We start from the raw sequence: 20,063 nt of genomic DNA on the forward strand, positions 1-20,063 counted from the left end.
CTCATTGACTTGATGGTAAGTGAAACAGCTGAATCGTTTTTTCACGAAGCTTGTATTTTTGAATTTTGCCTGAGGCCGTCATAGGATACTCGTCTGTAAAGATGAAATAAAGCGGAATTTTGTGGTGGGCGATTTTCCCTTTGCAATAGGTTTTCAGCTCTTCGGATGAAGCTGTTTTTCCCTCTTTCAGCTTAATCCAGGCAGCTGCCTCCTCCCCGTATTTTTCGTCAGGCACACCAACTACCTGTACATCTAAAATATTAGGATGGCGGTATAAAAATTCTTCTATTTCTCTCGGATAAACGTTTTCACCGCCTCTGATGAGCATGTCTTTTAATCTCCCGGTGACGCGGCAGTATCCGTCTTCATCCATCACAGCGAGATCACCGGTAAAGAGCCATCCTTCTGGGTTGATTGCCTTTTGCGTAGCTTCTTCGTCTTTATAATAGCCCTTCATCACATGATACCCGCGGGTGCAAAGCTCTCCCTGTACGCCTCTTTGAACCTCATTAAACGTGCCGGGCTCCACAATTTTCACTTCGACCTCAGGCAAGGCTCGGCCGGTTGTTTCCACTCTTCTTTGGAAGGAATCATTAGCTCTTGTTTGTGTGATCACCGGCGAAGCTTCCGTTTGTCCGTAGGCGATTGTGATGTCTGTCATGCCCATTTTTTCAATGACAGCTTTCATCACCTCACTCGGACAGGATGATCCTGCCATGATGCCTGTTCGCAACGATGACAGATCATAAGAATCAAAATCTTGAAGATGAAGCTCCGCGATAAACATCGTCGGTACACCGTGCAGTGCTGTGCATGTCTCGTTTTCAACCGTTGTAAGGACTGTAGCAGGTTCAAATTCTACAACAGGTACCATGGCTGCTCCGACGGACACACATGCCAAAACGCCAAGCACGCAGCCGAAGCAATGGAAAAACGGAACCGGAATGCACATGCGGTCAGATGAGGTTAATTTCATACATTCAGCGATATTTGCGGCGTTGTTGATGACATTAAAATGAGTCAGCATCACTCCTTTAGGAAATCCTGTCGTTCCTGACGTGTATTGCATGTTAATGACATCATCTTTTTCAAGGCTGCTCATTCTTGCTTCCAGCTCGGCATCTGACACTGTTTGTGCCAACATCTCTGTATCGTCCCAATGATACATACCAGGTAAACGTTTTTCACCGATATAAATCAATGTTTTTAAACACGGATAGCGTTCTGATTGCAGCTGCCCGGGCTCTGCTTCCTTCAGCTCGGGAATTAAGCTGTTCAGGATCTCTGTATAAGAAGTGCCGCGATATGAATCCATGACGATAAGTGCATCCGCATCTGATTGTCTCAGCAAGTAATCAAGCTCTTGGGATTGGTAATTTGTATTTACGGTAACGAGCACGGCCCCGATTTTTGCGGTGGCGAATTGAGCAGCAAGCCATTCCGGTATATTCGAGGCCCATATGGCCACATGGTCTCCCTTTCTAATTCCCATCCCCATGAGCCCTTTAGCGGTTTGGCGGCACAGCCTGTTGAATTGCGCGTACGTATAGCGGAGATTCCGGTCGGGATAGACAACCGCTTCTTGATCAGGATAGGCTGCTGCCGTTTGTTCCAGCAGCCTGCCGATTGTGCAATGGATGAGTTCAGACATGTGTCGGTCCTCCTTTCACGAGATCAGAAAGCGTTTACATTTTATTTTAGAAGCTGTCTGGCGATCACGATACGCTGAATTTCTGATGTGCCTTCGCCAATTTCCATCAATTTTGCATCCCTCAGCATCCGTTCAACCGCATATTCTCTCATGTAGCCGGAACCGCCATGGATTTGAATCGCTTGGTTGCATGCCCTTGTTGCCATTTCAGAGGCAAACAGCTTGGCATAAGCCGCTTCTTTCGTAAACGGGCGCTTATGATCTTTCAGCCAGGCAGCTTTTAATACCATTTGCCGGGCAAGATCGATTTCCATCGCCATGTCGGCAAGTTTAAACTGAATGGCCTGAAAGGAAGAGATCGGCTGTCCGAACTGCTTTCGTTCTTTCGCATAGGCTAAGGAGGCTTCAAGTGCCGCTTGGGCAATGCCGACTGCAAGAGCGGCAATTGAAATGCGTCCGCCATCCAGGGTATGAAGAAACTGTTTAAATCCTTTTGAAGGGTCGCCGAGCAGGTAACTTGCGGGTACACGGACATCCTCAAGCAAAATTTCCGCTGTATTTGATCCGCGCACGCCCATTTTATCGTACGGGCTCGTTATGGTAAGGCCGGGTGTGTCTGTCGGAACAATTAATGCGGAGATGATATTATGTCCGCTCTCATTTTTGCCTGTCACTGCCGTCACAATCACCGTACGTGCATAGCTGGCATTTGTGATCCAGCATTTTTCGCCGTTAATCACATATTCATCACCATCTATCACCGCTTTCGTTTGCGTGCCTCCTGCATCAGAGCCGGCATTTGGTTCTGTCAGGCCGAATGATCCGAGTGCTTTTCCGGAAGCCAGAGGAATCAAATGGTCCCGTTTTTGTTCTTCTGTCCCGAAGTAATATAGAGGGCTTGCACCGAGTGAAACTGCAGCTGCATAGCTTAATCCTGTACTGCCGCATGCTTTGCCGATTTCTTCAACAGCTAAGGCATAGGAAATCGTATCTCCGCCTGATCCTCCATATTCCTCAGGAAAGGGGATGCCCATCAGTCCGAGATCACCCATTTTTTGAAACGTTTGTATCGGGAATTCACCCGTTTGATCTACATGTTCTGCGTGAGGAGCAATTTCTCTCTTTGCAAAATCCTTTACCATTTCACGAACCATTTGCTGTTCTTTTGTCAGCTCAAAATTCACTTGGTTTCCTCCTTCACATCTTTGTAACATCCTATTAAGTGAATTCAGGAATCATTCCCTGACAAAAGAAGTCTGAAAATTAAAACGTCAGCGTTAAAATTAACCGGTGATAATAAGCATTTTCATTCGTTCGGGCTTTATGGCTAATCATTTTATGTACTGTCTTTATGTTATGTTTAGGAATGATGCCGCAGTTTTCAAATACTTCGTCATGTTCATAGATTGAAAATACATTTTGCAAGTGTTCTTCTTCGATCTTTTTTAATATGAAATGCTCAGTTTCCAATACAGGTAATTCAGCACCGGCAATACGTTTCTTGTCTCATTCATAAAAACGCAATTTGTTGAAAAAGACGGCTAGTAACAGCCGTCTCTGCGGGCTATTGATTTATTTTTCTTTTCGAGGCCTTGCTTTCGTTATGAAGCCGGTCTGCGGACGTGACATAATACGTATATGTTTTATTTGGTTCTGCCGTGTCATCCAGGAAGGTTTGCTTGTCGTTTGTTTTTCTTGCTGTGGTCAGCAATGTTTGCTCCTGTTTTCCTTCAGCCCTGTATATCGCATAATAGGCTGTTTCCTTTGTTTTTCGATTTGATGGGTGGTCTTGTATGTGCAGGAGGTTTCCGTTATCGTCTGCGGTTACTTTGGTCAGTTTCGGTTTTTTCGGCGCTTTGCTGTCGAGCCAAGGCATTTCGGGTACCAATGCAGGCTTGCTGTACAGGTCGGTGATGAGTCTGTCTTTGATGCCGAGCGGATTTTTATTGAGGTCTTTAAGGCTGAAATGCATGCTTCCTTTCACCAGCTCCAGCTTACGGTTGAGGTTGATTTGTCTGGCGTATTCTTCAGGGTCGGACCATGGCGGGTCAAAATTGTTATTGATTTTATAGGCTGCCTGCCCGATGTATAAATGAACGGGTTTGTTTTTGACCTCCTTGCTCCACCAATCAGCCAGCACGTCATATGCGGCTGCGTTGAAGCCGATGCTCCAGTATATTTGCGGGGCAATATAGTCGATGTCGCCTTGCTGGATCCAGTGTCTCGTATCTGCATAAAGGTCGTCATAATTTCTGACACCTGCTTTGGTATTCGATCCGGTTGGGTCGTCTTCTGCGTTTCTCCATACACCGAATGGACTGATGCCGAATTTGACATATGGTTTTTCAGCTTTGATTGTTTGATTGATTTGGCTGACAAGCTGGTTTACATTATCTCTTCGCCAGTCATCAATAACGGGAAACGTGTCTTTCCCGTATTGTTCATACTGTACGGTATCAGGAAATTCCTGTCCGGCTATTTTATAAGGGTAAAAATAATCATCCATATGAACGGCATCAACGTCATAATGCTTTACGACTTCTTCAATGCCTTTGATGATAAAATCCCTCGCTTCAGGGATGCCGGGATTATAATAAAGCTGCTTACCGTAAGCCACGACCCAGTCCGGATGCTTTCTTGCCGGGTGATCATCAGACAATTTATTGAGATCTGTATGGTTCATCGTAATGCGGTAAGGATTAACCCAAGCGTGAAATTCAAGATTTCGTTTATGGGCTTCTTCAATCATAAAAGCGAGCGGATCATAACCTGGGTCTTTTCCTTGAACACCAGTCAAATATTCAGACCAAGGCCCGTAAGCGGACGGATAAAAGGCATCGGCCGTCGGCTTAATTTGAACGATGACGGCATTCATTCCCATTGACTGAACGTCATCCAGCAGGCTGAGATACTCCTGTTTTTGCGCTTCAATCGATAAGCCTTTTTTTGACGGCCAATCAAGGTTTAGTACGGATGCAATCCATACGGCTCTCAGTTCCCTGTCCGTTTGTGCTTTGGCCAGATAAGGAACGGATATGATTAACGTTCCGATGAGCAAGCTGACAAGAATACGTACAATCGGCTTTTGACAACCCTTCATTCTGTTTCTTCTCCCCCATTACATCGCTTTCACTATTCGTTATTACGGTATTCCCGGGCTGTAAAAGGGTGCTTAATCGGATTGAAGAAACCGGATTTATAACCGGCTGAACGTAAAAAAGTCCCGAAGCCTCTTTACCCTGCTTTAGGACTTTTTATCATTTATGAGAATTTGGACACTTTTTAACACGTCTACGAGTTTTACGCCGACGCCGACAGCTGATTCAAGAATGGCCTGTGCGCCTGCGATCGATAATATGAAAATCACCGGAACAGCGATATCAGGTAAAAAAAGATAGCCAAGCCCGATCAGGATGGCACACCAAACGCCCGCGCACCAGTAGCAATTTAACATATAGCCAAAGTTTGAGGCCGGCACGTTTTTTTCATTCACGTGCCCGTTTGCATCAACAGTTCTTTTCTTTTTCATAAAAGGTTTTCGGATGAATTCTGTAATTTTGTCGAATACAATTAAGTGTGTCAGCCTGTAACTCGCCAGTATCAGCATAAAAAAAGTAAGCCAAGAAAGATGTTCCATGACAAGCCTCCAAGAAAAAGGATGATGTTATCATTCCCCGCTTTTTTGCATCCATTCTTATGCGCGACTCTCTTGCAAAAAGAAAACCGGACAGAGATACGCTTCTGTCCGGCAAGTATTTGTTTAATGCTTATTTGGCAGCACTTTTTGATCTGAATTGATCTTGTCTAAAATATCGAGGATAATATTTGCATTCTTTTCAGCAAATTCACCTTCCAGCATGTCTTTATGCGCGCCGTACCCGGTGTATTCGGCATAGCCTTCCTCAGCGGCGTCTTGCCATTTCTGTAATACCATAGCCCCGCTCGTTTCGGTTTGAATGCCAGCTTCAATGAAATGAATGTTTGACTTGATACGGCCTTCATTTATTAACTGAGCCCAATATTCCTGATAGCACCTTTTTTTCTGCATCACTGTTTCTCTGACTGCTTCCGGCAGGTATGCGGCTGAGTCGTCGTTTTCGGTATCTGCTGTTATAGACTGATCCTTTTTGTAGGCGTCTACGATAATGAAGTCACTGACTTCTAGTCCTTTCTGCTCCATAGCCTGTACGACCTCAAAAGCCAAGTTTCCGCCCGCGGAGTAGCCTAATAGAACGTACGGCCCTTCTGGCTGTATTTCGGTAATGCGGCTGACGTATTGTTCAATGCGGCTGTCTTCCTCAATAAAATGAAAGCCATACACGGCTGCTTTGTGATTCAGCTGCAATGCCAGGTCTTTAAAATAAATCCCGAAGCCTGAAATCGGCGGGAAGCAGAACAGGTTTTTTCCGCCTTGCTGGTTCAGTTGGATCACATGCTGTTCACCGGCCGCTGACAGCTGATTAGAATAAAGCTTTTCCGCAAGCTGGGCGATCGTCGGATTTTCGAATAAGACATCAATCGGTATATCAATATGCTGATGATGTTTAAGCATGTGTATCACTTGAAGCGCTTTTAGTGAATGTCCGCCAAGACCGAAGAAATCATCATGTATTCCGATCGTTTTAACGCCGAGTACGCTTTTCCAAATTTGCGCCAATTCCTGTTCGACCCAGTTTCTGGGCGGTGTGAGGTCCTGACGATTTTCAGACTCGTTTTCTGGAACAGGGAGTGCGCTGCGATTGATTTTTCCGTTTCCGGTAAGCGGCATACGGTCAACTCGAACCCAGCGCTGCGGAATCATGTAGTCAGGAAGCACTCGTGCTAATGCAGCGCGAATTTCCTTTTCGTTTCTGCTTTCATCACTAACATAATGCATGTATAGCTGCGCCTCTCCATCTGTTTCCAGCAAAGTAACTGCCGCTTCACGTACCCCTTCGATTTCTAACATCCGCGCTTCAATTTCAGCGGGCTCAATCCGTTTTCCGCGAATTTTAATCTGTCTGTCAATCCGGCTGATATATTCTAGGTTCCCATCAGGCAGCCACCGCGCCAAATCACCGGTACGGTATATTCTTTCTCCAGGTATGAAAGGATCAGAAGAAAAAACGGCAGCTGTTACATCATCTCTGTTTAAATAGCCTTTTGCCACCCCGTCACCGCCGACACATAGCTCTCCGGGAACGCCTATTGGCAAGAGACATCCTTTTGCATCTAAGATGAAAGCGGTACAATTGCTGATCGGTTTCCCGATCGGGATGGGAGTGGCATAGTCTCTTTTAATCTCAAAAAAGGTTGAGAACGTCGTGTTTTCTGTCGGTCCATAGATATTATAAAGCGAAAGCTTCGGACACGCGCGCTTGACAGCGTTTATAAGCTCAGGCGACAGCGCTTCGCCCCCGACATATAGCGTATGAAGCCTATGAAACATGTCAGCTTGAGCTTGTGCCAGCTGATTAAAAAGAGCGGTTGTCAAAAACAGCACAGTGATGTTGTTTTCAATTAAATACGCGCCAAAACGATCTGGTGTCAGCATTGTTGATTTATCAATGATATGCAGAGTTGCGCCTTTTAAAAGCGCTCCAAACATTTCAAAGGTGACGGCGTCAAAGCTGATGGACCCTGTCAGGATAAACCGGTCATTTACAGAAGCTGATGTGTAATTGCTGTTGCAAACAAGGGACACGACATTGCGATTGGTAATCATAACGCCTTTAGGCCGGCCTGTCGAACCGGAAGTATACATGATGTACGCGAGATCATCCGGGCCAGTGACGATTTCCAAAGGTTTCGTATGTTCTTCAATCATCGCCTCTGCATCTGCAGAAATGAAGGTTCCAGCAAACGCTGTGTTTGGCTCCAGTCCTTTTTGAACAATCAGCATAGCGGCTTTTGTTTCGTCGAGCATATAGCTGATCCGTTCAGGCGGAAGCTCCGCGTCAAGAGGAAGGTATGTCCCCCCTGCTTTTAAAACAGCCAGTACACTAATGATGAATTCAGGAGAATGACCAGACAAAATACCGGCTGTTCCGTTCCGGCGCAGCCCGTTTTCATACAATGTTCTGGCCAGTGCATCCGATTTTTGATCGAGTTCACGATACGAAATGGACCTATTTCCGTAAACCAGAGCTGTTTGATCCGGTGTTTTTACTGCCTGTTCGCGGAATATATCTATCACTGATTTGTTTTTCGGATACGCCGTCGAAGTGTCATTACATTGTGTTAAAATCTGCTCTTTTTCTTTCGGATCAAGAAAGGAAAAGTCTGCAACGGGAATGTCAGGGTGATCTGCAGCGGCTTGTAACGCTTGTGTCAGCTGTCTTTGGATACAGGTCATCCAGGCAGCATCATACACGTGCGCATTATAGCTGAACTTGATGACGAGTTCATCACCGGGAGCAACGACAAGGTTGAAATTGTATCCTGACTGTTCAGACACTTTTACATTGTCTATTTGCAGAGGTGAATCAATCTGATCAGCTGAGTCAGCCATTTTTTGCTGTAACGGATAATTTTCAAAGACAATAATGTGGTCAATCAGTTCCTGTTTTAAGGCGGTGTTTGCCTGAATATCGAATAAAGGATGGCAGGTAAACGGCTCAGCGTCCAGCATATCTTGTTGACAGCGGCTGAGCAGTTCTGCAAACGTTTCTTCTTTGCCTGTTTTAACACGAACCGGAACTGTATTGATAAACAATCCGATCATTGACTCAACACCCGGAATTTCAGATGGTCTGCCTGAAACGACCGCGCCAAAAACGACATCGTCCGTTCGGTTGTAGCGCTGGAGCATGACACCCCAGACCGTTTGAATAAAGGTGGCAAGCGTGACGCCTGTTTGTTTGGCAGTCTCTTTCAGCTTGTCCGTCAGCTTTTGATTCAGAGTGAAAATTAATTCTTCACGGTAATACCCTTCTTTTGCTTCTCTGTCCGTCACCCGAGGCAGCTGTGAGGGGGTGCTGTAATTTTTCAGATAAGCACGCCAGTAGTCTGCTGCCGTTTCTTTGTCTTGTTTTGTCAGCCAAGAAATATACGTGCTGTAGGGGCGAACAGGCTCCAAAGCAAGGTGATTTCCTGTATGGATAGATTGATAGATTTGCATAAATTCCTGCAGAATGATTCCGAGACACCAGCCGTCCATTAAGATGTGATGGTGGCTCCAGACACAGACATGCTCATTTTCCGCTGTTTTGAGCAGAGAAATCCGCATCAGCATGTCTTTTTGCAAATCAAACCCTTTTTTCTTATCTTTCTCCTTAAACTGTTCAATATAATCATTCTGCTCATTCGTTTGCAGGCTGTAAATGTCCTCAGTGTGCAAATGGAATTTCCGTTCTGTCATCACGACCTGCCGAGGCCCCGACAGATTGGGGACGTGCGGCAGAAATACAGTTCTGAAAATATCATGGCGGTCGATGATGGCTTGAATACTGCGCTGAAACATCTCATAGCTAAGGCTTCCTTTTATCGTAAAGAGCGACTGCTCAACATAAGCTCCCTCCTCTTTATGGAGGAAGGAATGAAACAGCATTCCCTCCTGCATATGGCTCAGAGGATAAATGTTCTTGATTTTTTTGGTTTTAACCATATCGCCTGCACCTTTCTATACGGTTTCATTAGTGAAAACTGAGCATATCAGCGATTTCTTGGAGTGCGTCCTCGGTCAGTTCATGATCATCAAAATCGCTGATGGTTTTTTCTGTTTCTGTTTTGTTCAGACAGTGATCAATCAGCTTCAGTAAATAGTGATGGCAATTCTCACAAAGCTGTGCGATTGTTTTATGCTGGAAACGGGATGTTTCGTACGTCATGTTGACTGTCATTTTTCCTTCTGCTGCCATCGCACTGATGTCAAGCGTTTGCTCACGGTTCCAAGAAGTGCTGATATCTTCTCCGGTCCCGAGCGGAGAAAACGAGAAGGTGTTTTCATCAGGCGCTTCAGTTGTACGGCTGTTTTCAAATTGACCCAGATAGTTGAAGCTGATGTCCGCCGTGCCGGTGAAATCAAGGTCAGTTTTCTCAGGCGGGGTCAAATATTTGAGTACACCGTAGCCGAATCCTTTGTCCGGAACGCGTCTCAGTGTATCTTTTGTTGTTTTTAACACATGAACCAAGTATTCTTCTTGATCCTTGTCGGACAAGTCTGAATCTAGTTTGACGAATAATGGATAAATGGCGGTAAACCATCCAACCGTGCGGCTGACATCTATGCCGTCTAACACATCCTCGCGTCCGTGGCTTTCTAATGACAATTTGACGGCGGATTGTTTTGTCCAATCCCGCAAAGCTAGAATCACGGAAGCCAGCAGCATATCTTGCGTATCTGTGTTATATATACTGTTGACGCTTTTTAAAAGCGCATCCGTCTCTTTTGTATTTAGAGAGAATGAAACTGTATCCCGTTTTCTCTCATTTAAAGTTTGAGCGTTCATTTGATCAAACGGCAGTGCTTCTGTTTGATACTCTTCAGCTTCGCGCCAATATGCGAGCTGTTTCATAAGCTGACGGCTTTCAGCATAGTCAGCGAGTTTTTCCGTATATGCTTTGAAAGAGCTTGTTTTAGGCGGCAAATCAATGTCTTCTCCGTTTACAGCCTGACGGTATCCGGTTGCCAAATCCTCCAGCAGGACACGCCATGAGACGCCGTCAACGATGAAGTGATGAGCCGTTAGGAACAAAAAGTCTCCATCATCTGTACGGAAAAGTCCGGCCTGCAATAGCGGCCCTTTTTCCAAATCTATGTTCTGCTGAATGTCACGTACATGATGTTTAATCAGAGATTCATATTCATTGACTTCTGAACCTTTAAGATTGATGATCTGTAGGCTGTACAGCGCGTCGTCTGAATGACTGACCGGCCGATTATATTGAACCCATTTGCCTTGCTCAGACTGTGTGAACACCATTCGCAGCGCATCGTGGTGGTTTGTGATGGCTTTTAACGTTTTGCGCAGCGCGTCTTCTTGAACGGAGGTACTCCGATGCAGCATAACAGATTGATTAAAATGGTGTTTCTCTTTTATATCTTGAGAAAGGAACCATTTCTGAACAGGTGACCACTGTACTTCTCCCTCAACCGGAGCTTGGCTGGCACTAGTATTGGAATCACGGATATATGCTGCCAGTTCTTTAATTGTCGGATGACTGAATAAATCTTTAACCGACATTTGTTTCCCGATTCGATGAAGCCGTGCTGACACCTGTAACGCTTTAATGGAATCTCCTCCGAGCTCAAAGAACGAATCATCAATTCCGATTTTCTCTGCACCGAGCACTTCACCCCATATATCTGCCAGTTTTTGTTCCATCTCGCTGTTCGGTGCATGAAATGTACGTACTTGATTGAATGCCGGTTCTGGAAGCGCCCGGCGATCCAGCTTGCCATTTGGTGACAAAGGAAGCGAGTCCAGCGTTTGAATAAACGCCGGCATCATATATAAAGGCAGCTGTTTTTTTAATTCGGCACGCAGCATTTCTGTATTAAAGTCTTGCTCTGCCACAATGTAAGCACATATTTCGGTTTGAGCAGGCGCTGTTTCGCGAGCAAGGACAACAGCCCCTTTTACTCCGCTTATACGGCGGATAACCGATTCAATTTCTTTCGTTTCTACACGGTGGCCCCTGATTTTTACTTGATCGTCCATTCGTCCTAAGTATTCGATTGTACCGTCTGCCATCCATCTGGCTGCGTCACCTGTTCGGTACATGCGTTTTTCGGGCTGGAATGGGTGCTGAACGAACGTTTTTGCTGTCAGTTCCGGAAGATTGACGTACCCTCTCGCAAGCCCTGTTCCTGCTATACAAAGCTCGCCGGCAACGCCGATTGGCTGAAGCTGATCCCCGTTTAAAATCAGCACTTCAGTATTGTCGATCGGCCGGCCGATGCATACGTTTTTCTGCCGTTCCATATGTCTCATGGCTGTGGTTGCCACACTGTTTTCTGTCGGCCCATATTCATTTGCTAGCTCTGTATTCGGGCATATTTCCATGCTGCGGTCTATCAATTCCCGGTCAGCTGCTTCTCCTGCAAGCGTGACTACTCTAAGCGTCTTCACATCTTCCGGCTGTATGACGTCCAAAAGTGCCCGATATAAAACAGGGACGATAATCATATGTGTAATCCGATGATGAGATAGATCATGCTTAATGGACAAAATATCTTTCGCTTCGTTTTCATCAGGCAGCACTGTCTTTGCACCTGACAAAAGCGGTGTGAACATACTTGTTAAAAAGCCGTCAAACGAAAAAGAAAAGAGCTGAAGGACTGTGTCTGTCTCATTCAAAGCATAAGCATTTCGCCGCCACTGCAGGGTGTTGGCTATTCCTTTATGCTCGACCATCACGCCTTTTGGCTGGCCTGTCGTTCCTGAAGTATAAATGATATAAGCCAAATGCTGAGGGCGTGACACTTGCGGAAGCGGTGATCCGTCGTATGTCTCCGCGGTCTCTATAGCGAATATCTCACCTTCAAAATCTTCAAGTGCTTCTTGCTCCGCAGCAGGTAAAGTGATGAGCAGTTTGGTTCGGCTGTCGTCGAGTATATAGCGTTTCCGTTCCGCCGGGTATTCCGGATCAATCGGGACATAACAGCCGCCGGCTTTCCAAACGCCCAGAATGGCTGCAATCATGCTGAATGAACGAGGCATCATAATTCCGACTGGTGTGTCCGGCTTAACCCCGCGGTCTCGCAGGGCCCATGCAATGCCATTGGACCATTCGTCCAGTTCCTGATAGGTGAGCGTGTTTTCTTTGCTGACGAGTGCAGGAGCATTCGGAGTCAGCGTTGCTTGTTTTTCAAACAGCTGATCGATTGTTTGCACTTTATGTTCATTTTCTTGCCCGCTGTTAAACTCATTCAGCAGTTTGTTTCGCTCTTCATGAGTCAGAATGTCGATATTGTTAAGAAGTGTGTTCGGATTTTTGACAATATGACTCAGCAAATTTGTCAGGTGATATGTCCATTGTTTTATCGTTGCTTTTTGAAAAAGTGCAGTCGAATATTCAAATTGCAAATGAATTTGCTCGTCACCCTCAGAAGCCTGCAATGTGATATCAAACTTAGAAACATGATGAGAAACGCCGGCCGGCTGGAGTTGTATGTCATCCAGCTCCAAAGACTGTTGCTCTGTATTTTGAACGACTAACATGGCATCAAACACTGGATTTCGGCTCATATCCCTTGTTACGCCGAGCTTATCGACAAGCTCTTCGAACGGATAATCCTGGTGTTCGTAAGCTTCCAATGCGGTCTCACGCACTTCCTGCAAAAATTGCGCAAATGGCTTCCCGCCCTCCGGGCGTGTCCGAAGCGCCAGGGTGTTGACGAACATTCCAAGTATCGGCTCAAGGTCTTTGTGAGGACGTCCGGCAATTGGTGACCCGACGATGATGTCTTCCTGTCCGCTTAAGCGCGACAATAACGCTGTGTAAGCTGCCAGGAGCACCATGTACAGGGTGCTTCCGTTCTCGCGTGCGAGTTTGTGAAGCCCGGCTGTGAGTTCTTGATCGAGCGTAAATGAAACTTGATCACCCGCGAAGCTTCGCACCGGCGGCCGGGCGTAATCAGCCGGCAGGTCCAGTACGGGCAGCTCGCCTTCGAGCTGCTTCAGCCAGTATGCCTCCTGCGTCTTGTACGGGTCTCCTTTTTTAAAGGCCTCCTGCCATACGACATAGTCTTTATATTGAATGTGAAGCGCAGGTAGCTCCTGATTGGCGTACAGCTCCCCGAATTCCCGAATGAGCGTATTGACTGACACACCGTCTGAAATAATGTGATGCATATCGACCAGTAATAGATGCCGCCCGTCTGATACCTTGACGATCCCCGCCCGGAACAGCGGAGCTTGGCTGAGGTCAAACGGCTGAATAAAAGCTGCCGCGGCTTCCTGTTCAGTTTGTCCGCCGAGCACAGAGGTGTGGAATGTAAACGGCACTTCGTCATGGATGCGCTGAACCGGTTCGCCGCCTGTGTCCGTTGTAAAGGACGTCCGCAGTGACTCGTGGCGTTTGATCAGCTTTTTGAATACGGCCTCCATTCTTGTAAGATCCAGCTTTCCTTCCAGCTCCAAGACTGCCGGCATATTGTAGCCTGTGCCTCCATCCTCCAGCTGCTGGAGCACATACATCCGCTTTTGGGCGGAGGAAACCGGGTAGGTCTCGCGTTTTTCAGCCGGCTTAATGGCTTCATACGGACTTTCCGTTCCTTCGCTGATGACAGAAGCCAAACCTTCTACCGTCGGATGGGCAAACACATCCTTCAGCGGCACTTGGACGCCGAATTCCTTAGCGATCCGGGAAACAAGCGCGGTGGCTTTTAAGGAATGGCCGCCCCGGTCAAAAAAGTTGTCGTGAATGCCGACAGGTCCGCTTTTCAGCACTTCCTCCCACAGCTGGGAAAGCTTCATCTCTGTCAGATTTCTCGGCGCTGTGTAGGTTTCCCGATCTGCCGCTCCGTCAGGAGCAGGCAGCGCTTTTCGGTCGAGCTTTCCGCTCGGGGTAACCGGCCATTGTTCCATTTCAATGATATGAGCAGGAATCATATAGCTCGGCAGCAATGCCTCAAGCTGCTTGCGCACTTCATTTCTTCCGAGCCCTTCCGCATATGCACATAATTCCGCCTCGCCGCTTTCTGTACGAACAGTTACAGCCGCTTCCCGCACGCCTTCTATGCTTCTGAGCACCGCTTCGATTTCTCCCGGCTCAATACGATAGCCGCGGATTTTCACCTGGTCATCCAGACGGCCGAGGAATTCAACCTGTCCGTCTGGCAGCCAGCGTGCTAAATCCCCTGTTTTGTACATGCGCTCTCCCGGATAAAATGGATCATCAAGAAAACGTTCTTCTGTTAATTCCGGCCGATTCAAGTAGCCTCTGGCAACCCCGGCCCCGGCGATGTACAATTCTCCGATACATCCAGCAGGCAGCATCCTCTGCTTCTGGTTCAGAATATACAATCTGACATGATGAATAGGTTTGCCAATGGGAATGCGGTCAAGTTTTTCATCCAGCGGGCAATCAAAGAATGCCGCTTCTACAGTAGCTTCGGTAGGCCCATAGGAATTGGTTAATGTAACATCTGGCAGCAATTCACAGAACCGAGAGACAAGATGTGCCCCCAGCTGTTCGCCTCCAGAAAACACCCTCTTCAGCCTGTTCGTTTTGATCGGTGCTGGGCCATTTTTTAGATATTCTAAAAACGCATGAAGCATAGAAGGCACAAAATGCATCGCTGTAATCTGCTGTTCTTCTATGACCTTCAATATCATGTCCGGTTCTTTTTCGCCTCCTTGAGGAAGCAGATAAACAGAGGCGCCAGCATACGGCCACCAAAACAGCTCCCATATCGAAGCATCGAAGGAATACGACGTTTTATGCAAAATGACGTCCGATTGGTTCAAAGGATAGCGGAACTGAAGGGAGTTTAAAAAATTCACTGCAGATTGATGTTCAACCTGTACACCCTTAGGTCTTCCAGTAGAGCCGGATGTATAAATCACATAGGCTAAAGAATCCGGATAGACTTCAACATTTGGATTGGACAGACGACGTTTCAGCCCGCTGTTTAATTGACTGAGATGAACGATTTCTCCATCAAAAGCTGGAATTTCTAGATTGTCAGATTGAATAAGGAGAATGCCAGAATCGCTGTCCTTCAGCAAAAAGCGGATCCGTTCCTCTGGATAATCCGGGTCAATAGGAAGATAAGCGCCGCCTGCTTTTAGAATCGCATAAATCCCGATCAGCATTTCAGGGGAACGCCTACCCATAATGGCAACAGTCGTTTCGGCTTTTACTCCGCGGTCGATCAGCTCCCAGGCTACACGGTTAGCCTGTTCGTTCAATTCCTTGTAGGTTATCTCTCCGTCTTCAACGATCACGGCCGGTTGGTCAGGTGTTTTTGCCGCTTGCTGTTCGAGTGCATGGTGCAGGGTCTGTTTCAACGGATAGCCTGTCTCCTCAAGCGGATGGCACGAGTCAATGAAAGACCTTTCTTCTTCTATTGTCAGGATCGGGATATTGTTCAATTCCATGTCAGGACTGGAAGCTGTGTTTTCCACAAGTGTCATAAAAAGGTCGGCCCATCTTTGAACGGTATCTTTTTCAAACAAAGCGGTACTGTATTCAAACTGACAGTACAGCTCAGCCTCATGCTCCGTGACATACAGGGAAATATCGAACTTAGATATCGGATGCTGCAAATCGTTCCATCTAAGCAGCAAATCATTCATTTTCAGCGTTTGCTTTTCCATATTTTGCAGCACAAGTGTTGTATCAAACAGCGGATTCCGGCTCATTTCCCGCTGCACACCGAGTTGATCAACCAGCTCTTCAAACGGATAATCCTGATGCTCATAGGCTTCCAGTGCAGTCTGCTTGACTTCCTTGAGAAAATTTGTAAATGTCTTATTGCCGGCTGGGTGCGTCCGGAGCGCTAATGTATTGACGAACATGCCAAGGACCGATTCAAGATCGGCATGCGGGCGTCCGGCAATAGGCGAACCGATCACGATGTCTTCCTGACCGCTTAACCGCGACAAAAAAGCTGAATACAATGCGAGTAGCGTCATGTACAGCGTGCTCCCATTTTTGCGGGCTAGCTGTTTCAGGCGGGACGTGATTTCTTCATTCATTTGAAATAAAACTTTTCCGCCTGAGAAATTCCGTTCTGCCGGTCGGCGCTTGTCTGTTGGGAGCTCGAGCACCGGCAGCTCACCGCTAAACTGTCTCAGCCAGTAAGTCTCCTGCTTTTTGTATGTGTCTTGCTTTTGAAATTCCTGCTGCCAAACGGCATAATCTTTATATTGGATTCGTAACGGCTTAAGCGTCCGATCTGCATAGCGCTCAGTGAATTCGCGGATTAAAAGCTGAACGGATACACCATCGGAAATGATATGATGCATGTCCACCAGCAACAAATGCTTCTCGTTCGCCAGTTTCACAAGGCCAGCTCTGAATAACGGCGCTTGACTGAGGTCAAATGGACGGACAAATCCAGCAGCAGAGGCTTCTTCACTTAACGTAAACGGAACCTCATTGTGAATACGCTGTACGGGCTCGGCATCTTCTCCCGGCACAAAGGACGTTCGAAGCGGTTCATGCCGGCTGATCAGTTCCTTGAATACAGCAGCCAGTTTTTCGCGATCAAGCTTCCCTTCCAGTTCTAAAACTGCCGGCATGTTGTAGCCGACACCGCCATTATCTAGATGCTGGAGCACGTACATCCGCTTTTGAGCTGATGATACTGGGTACGTCGGTTGTTCTTTTGCCTGTGCAACCGATGCAAAGGGATTTTCCTCTGCATTTCGGACAATGAGAGCCAATCCTTCCACTGTCGGATGGGCAAATACGTCCTTCAGCGGGACTTGAACATGAAATACCTTGGCGATTCGCGACACAAGCACCGTTGCTTTTAACGAGTGTCCGCCGCGGTCAAAAAAGTTATCGTGAATGCCGATCGGGGTTTCCTTCAGCACATCTTCAAACAGCTGCGAAAGCTTTACCTCTAACAGGTTCCGCGGAGCAGCGTATGTATTACTGCTGATTGAAGCTTCCGGTTCTGGAAGAGCTGATTGATCGACTTTTCCGTTCGGCGTCAAAGGAATGCTGTTAACCCAGACCCATTTGGCCGGAATCATATATTCTGGGAGCTCATTTGCCAGATATTGTCGCAAAGCCGAGGCATCCAGCCTGTGCATACTGCAATAATAAGCGCATAACTCATGTTCTTCACCTTGATTTGGCCGGATAAGAATAGCAGCTTCTTTGACCTCTGGATGATTCATTAACGCGATTTCTATTTCTTGCGGCTCGATTCGATAACCTCTGATTTTCACTTGATCGTCGGCTCGACCGATATATTCAAAGCTGCCGTCTTCACGAATTCTCGCTACATCTCCCGTTCGGTACATGACCGCTCCGGGCCTGAAGGGATCGGGTAAAAATTTCTCTCGCGTCAGTTTATCGTTATTGATATAACCTCTGGCCACGCTTGAACCGGAAATATAAAGTTCTCCTGATACTCCCCGAGGCTGCAGCTGTTTTTGGCGATTTAAAATATACAGATCAGTACAATCAATCGGTTTTCCGATCGGAGGAAACTCCGGAATTTGGTCACCCGGATGTATGGTATATGCCGACACTACATGAGTTTCTGAAGGTCCATAATGATTGTGCAAGTACATGCTGCGCTGACGCAAAACATCTTTGAGGAGACTGGAAACGATTAATTGCTCCCCGGCTGTAATCAGGTGTTTTACATCATGAGGAAACGCGTTCGCAAATTCCTGTTCGCTGAAAATCATTTTGATAAAAGCCGTTGGGAGAAACACAATAGTCGTCTGATGCTCTTTTATAAATGCAAACAGCTGCGGCACGTCTCTTTTTATAGCTTCAGGCACGATATGAAGTGTGCCGCCTCCTAGCAATGTTGAAAATATTTCTTGATAGCAGACGTCAAAAGCAGGAGTTGCAAATTGCAAAACATCATTTTCAAAGTCAATGCCAGAGCGAGTGAATTCGAACTGCAGCAAGTTAGCCATATTTCGATGTTCAAATTGAACGCCTTTTGGTTTTCCCGTTGTGCCTGATGTGTAAATCATATAGAGCAGGTCGTCCGCACTATTCACTGAATGTAAGCAGCTGCCGTCTTCGATTTGAATATCTTCTATATAGGTAACATTCAGGCCAGTCTCAAGCAAAGGTGCAAAATGCGCTTGTGAAACGACATGAGAGCAGCCGCAGTCATTTAGAATATAATTTATTCTGTCAGACGGATAATGGGGATCGATTGGAACAATGGCGCCTCCAGCCTTCAATATACCGAGAATACCTGTAATGAACTCAGTTGAGCGTTCCATCATGATTGCGACAGGTTCCTGCCTCATAACGCCTTTTTTCCGCAAATGCCGTGCCAATCTGTTGGCGGATTCGTTCAATTCTTTATAGGTCAGAGAATGCGCTTGATCAATCACAGCCCGCGCGTCAGGCGTTCTTTCTGCCTGTTTTTCAAACATGGCATGGATGGTTTCATAAGCTGGTTTGTGATCTTTGATTTCCCCAATCAGCTGCAGCTTTTCAGTGTCTGTTGTGATATCGATGTCTTCGGGTGAGAGGTGCGGATGATCTAAGATTTGGGAAACAGTGTTCAAAAGATGCTCCTTAACAGAAAGCACAAAGGATCGGTCGTGCAGTGCTGCATCATAGCTCATTTTTATATGGATTTCTTCCGCTGGCGCCACCATAAGATAAAAGCTGTAATTGGTTTCATCCGCTACTGTAAAGTTATGAATCTGAAAAAGATCTGAATCAGGCTCCTGGCTGTTCAGCATTTCTATTTCTTTCTGCACCGGATAGTTTTCGAATACAAGAATGTGATCAATCAAACCTTGCTTGACTGCTGAACGGGACTGTATCTCGTATAGAGGATGGTAGCTGTATGCTTCTGCAGCAAGGCGATCCTTTTGCATGTCTTTTACGAGCTGTAAAAATGGCGTTTTTGATCCATGCATCCGTATGGGAATCGTGTTGATGAAAAGCCCGACCATTTGTTCAATTCCTTCAATGTCTGAGGGCCTTCCTGAAATGACAGAACCGAATACCGCGTCATCACTATTGTTATATTTTTGAAGAAGAATTCCCCATAGGGTATGGAAAATTGTACTGAGTGTGACTTCTTCTCTTACGGCAAGCTCTGACAGCCTGCTGCTGTCTTCTTTTGAAAATGAAAATGTAATTTGCTCCTGCCTGCTTGTGCTCTTTGTTTTTTTCTGCTTCGGGAGCAAGGTTTGCTGCTTAATGCCGGAAAGATAATTGTCCCAATAGGAAACAGCTTTCTCTTTGTCTTGCTCCATCAGCCAATTGATATAAGTTCCGTATGGCTGAACGGGCTCCAATGATAATGGAGCCCCTTTTATTTTTGATGCATAAATCTGAAGGAATTCTTTTAGTACAATGCCGAGGCACCAGCCGTCCATCATGATGTGATGAAAGGTCCAAATACAAGTATATTGCCGCTTTCCGGTTCGAATAAGTGTGATGCGCATGAGCATATCTTTTTGCAGATGAAACCCTTTGGCGCGGTCCTTTTCTTTTATTTGTTCGACAAACGCAGATTGGCCCGCTTCATCTAAATGAGCAATGTCCTCCTCCAGTACACTGACAGTCCGTTCCCTCAGGACAACCTGCTGAGGTGAAGAGACATTTTGGCTGATGAAAATCGTTCTGAAAATGTCATGTCTTGCTACTAAAGCATTGATGCTCTCTTGGAAAAACTGCAAATTGACTTCTCCCTCTATTGTAAAAGAGGCTTGTTCAACATATGCCCGTGAATCTTTTTGCAGGAGGGAATGAAAAAGCATTCCTTCCTGCATATAAGACAGCGGATAAATATCCTGTATTGAATTCGCTTTTGTCATGT

Annotated in this window: 6 protein-coding genes and 1 pseudogene; all 7 read right to left on the bottom strand. The window is 46.3% G+C overall.

Features of this window, described 5'->3' with window-relative positions:
- Position 1: 1 nt before the first annotated feature.
- Entirely contained in the window at positions 2-1,651 is a 1,650-nt protein-coding gene (locus tag NSS75_RS10755; RefSeq protein ID WP_339237496.1) for an AMP-binding protein, read from the bottom strand.
- A 41-nt stretch (positions 1,652-1,692) separates the two neighbouring features.
- Entirely contained in the window at positions 1,693-2,835 is a 1,143-nt protein-coding gene (locus NSS75_RS10760; protein ID WP_339237499.1) for an acyl-CoA dehydrogenase family protein, read from the bottom strand.
- A 139-nt stretch (positions 2,836-2,974) separates the two neighbouring features.
- Positions 2,975-3,145 (bottom strand): annotated as a pseudogene (locus NSS75_RS10765) (alanine acetyltransferase); the annotation flags it as partial.
- Positions 3,146-3,215: 70 nt separating this feature from the next.
- Positions 3,216-4,751, bottom strand: coding sequence for a glycoside hydrolase family 10 protein (locus NSS75_RS10770; protein WP_213418671.1), 1,536 nt, complete (start codon positions 4,749-4,751; stop codon positions 3,216-3,218).
- A 144-nt stretch (positions 4,752-4,895) separates the two neighbouring features.
- A complete protein-coding gene (locus NSS75_RS10775; protein ID WP_010334451.1) occupies positions 4,896-5,288 on the bottom strand; it encodes a DUF1360 domain-containing protein in 393 nt (130 codons plus the stop codon).
- A 123-nt stretch (positions 5,289-5,411) separates the two neighbouring features.
- On the bottom strand, positions 5,412-9,236 hold the full coding sequence (fenB, locus tag NSS75_RS10780; RefSeq protein WP_339237505.1) for a fengycin non-ribosomal peptide synthetase FenB: 3,825 nt from the start codon (positions 9,234-9,236) through the stop codon (positions 5,412-5,414).
- Between the two features lie 28 nt (positions 9,237-9,264).
- Positions 9,265-20,061, bottom strand: a complete 10,797-nt coding sequence (fenA, locus tag NSS75_RS10785; protein WP_339237508.1) for a fengycin non-ribosomal peptide synthetase FenA — start codon at positions 20,059-20,061, stop codon at positions 9,265-9,267.
- Positions 20,062-20,063: the final 2 nt, after the last annotated feature.

The organism is Bacillus sp. FSL K6-1012, from assembly GCF_037964915.1.
GTDB classification, from domain to species: domain Bacteria; phylum Bacillota; class Bacilli; order Bacillales; family Bacillaceae; genus Bacillus; species Bacillus halotolerans.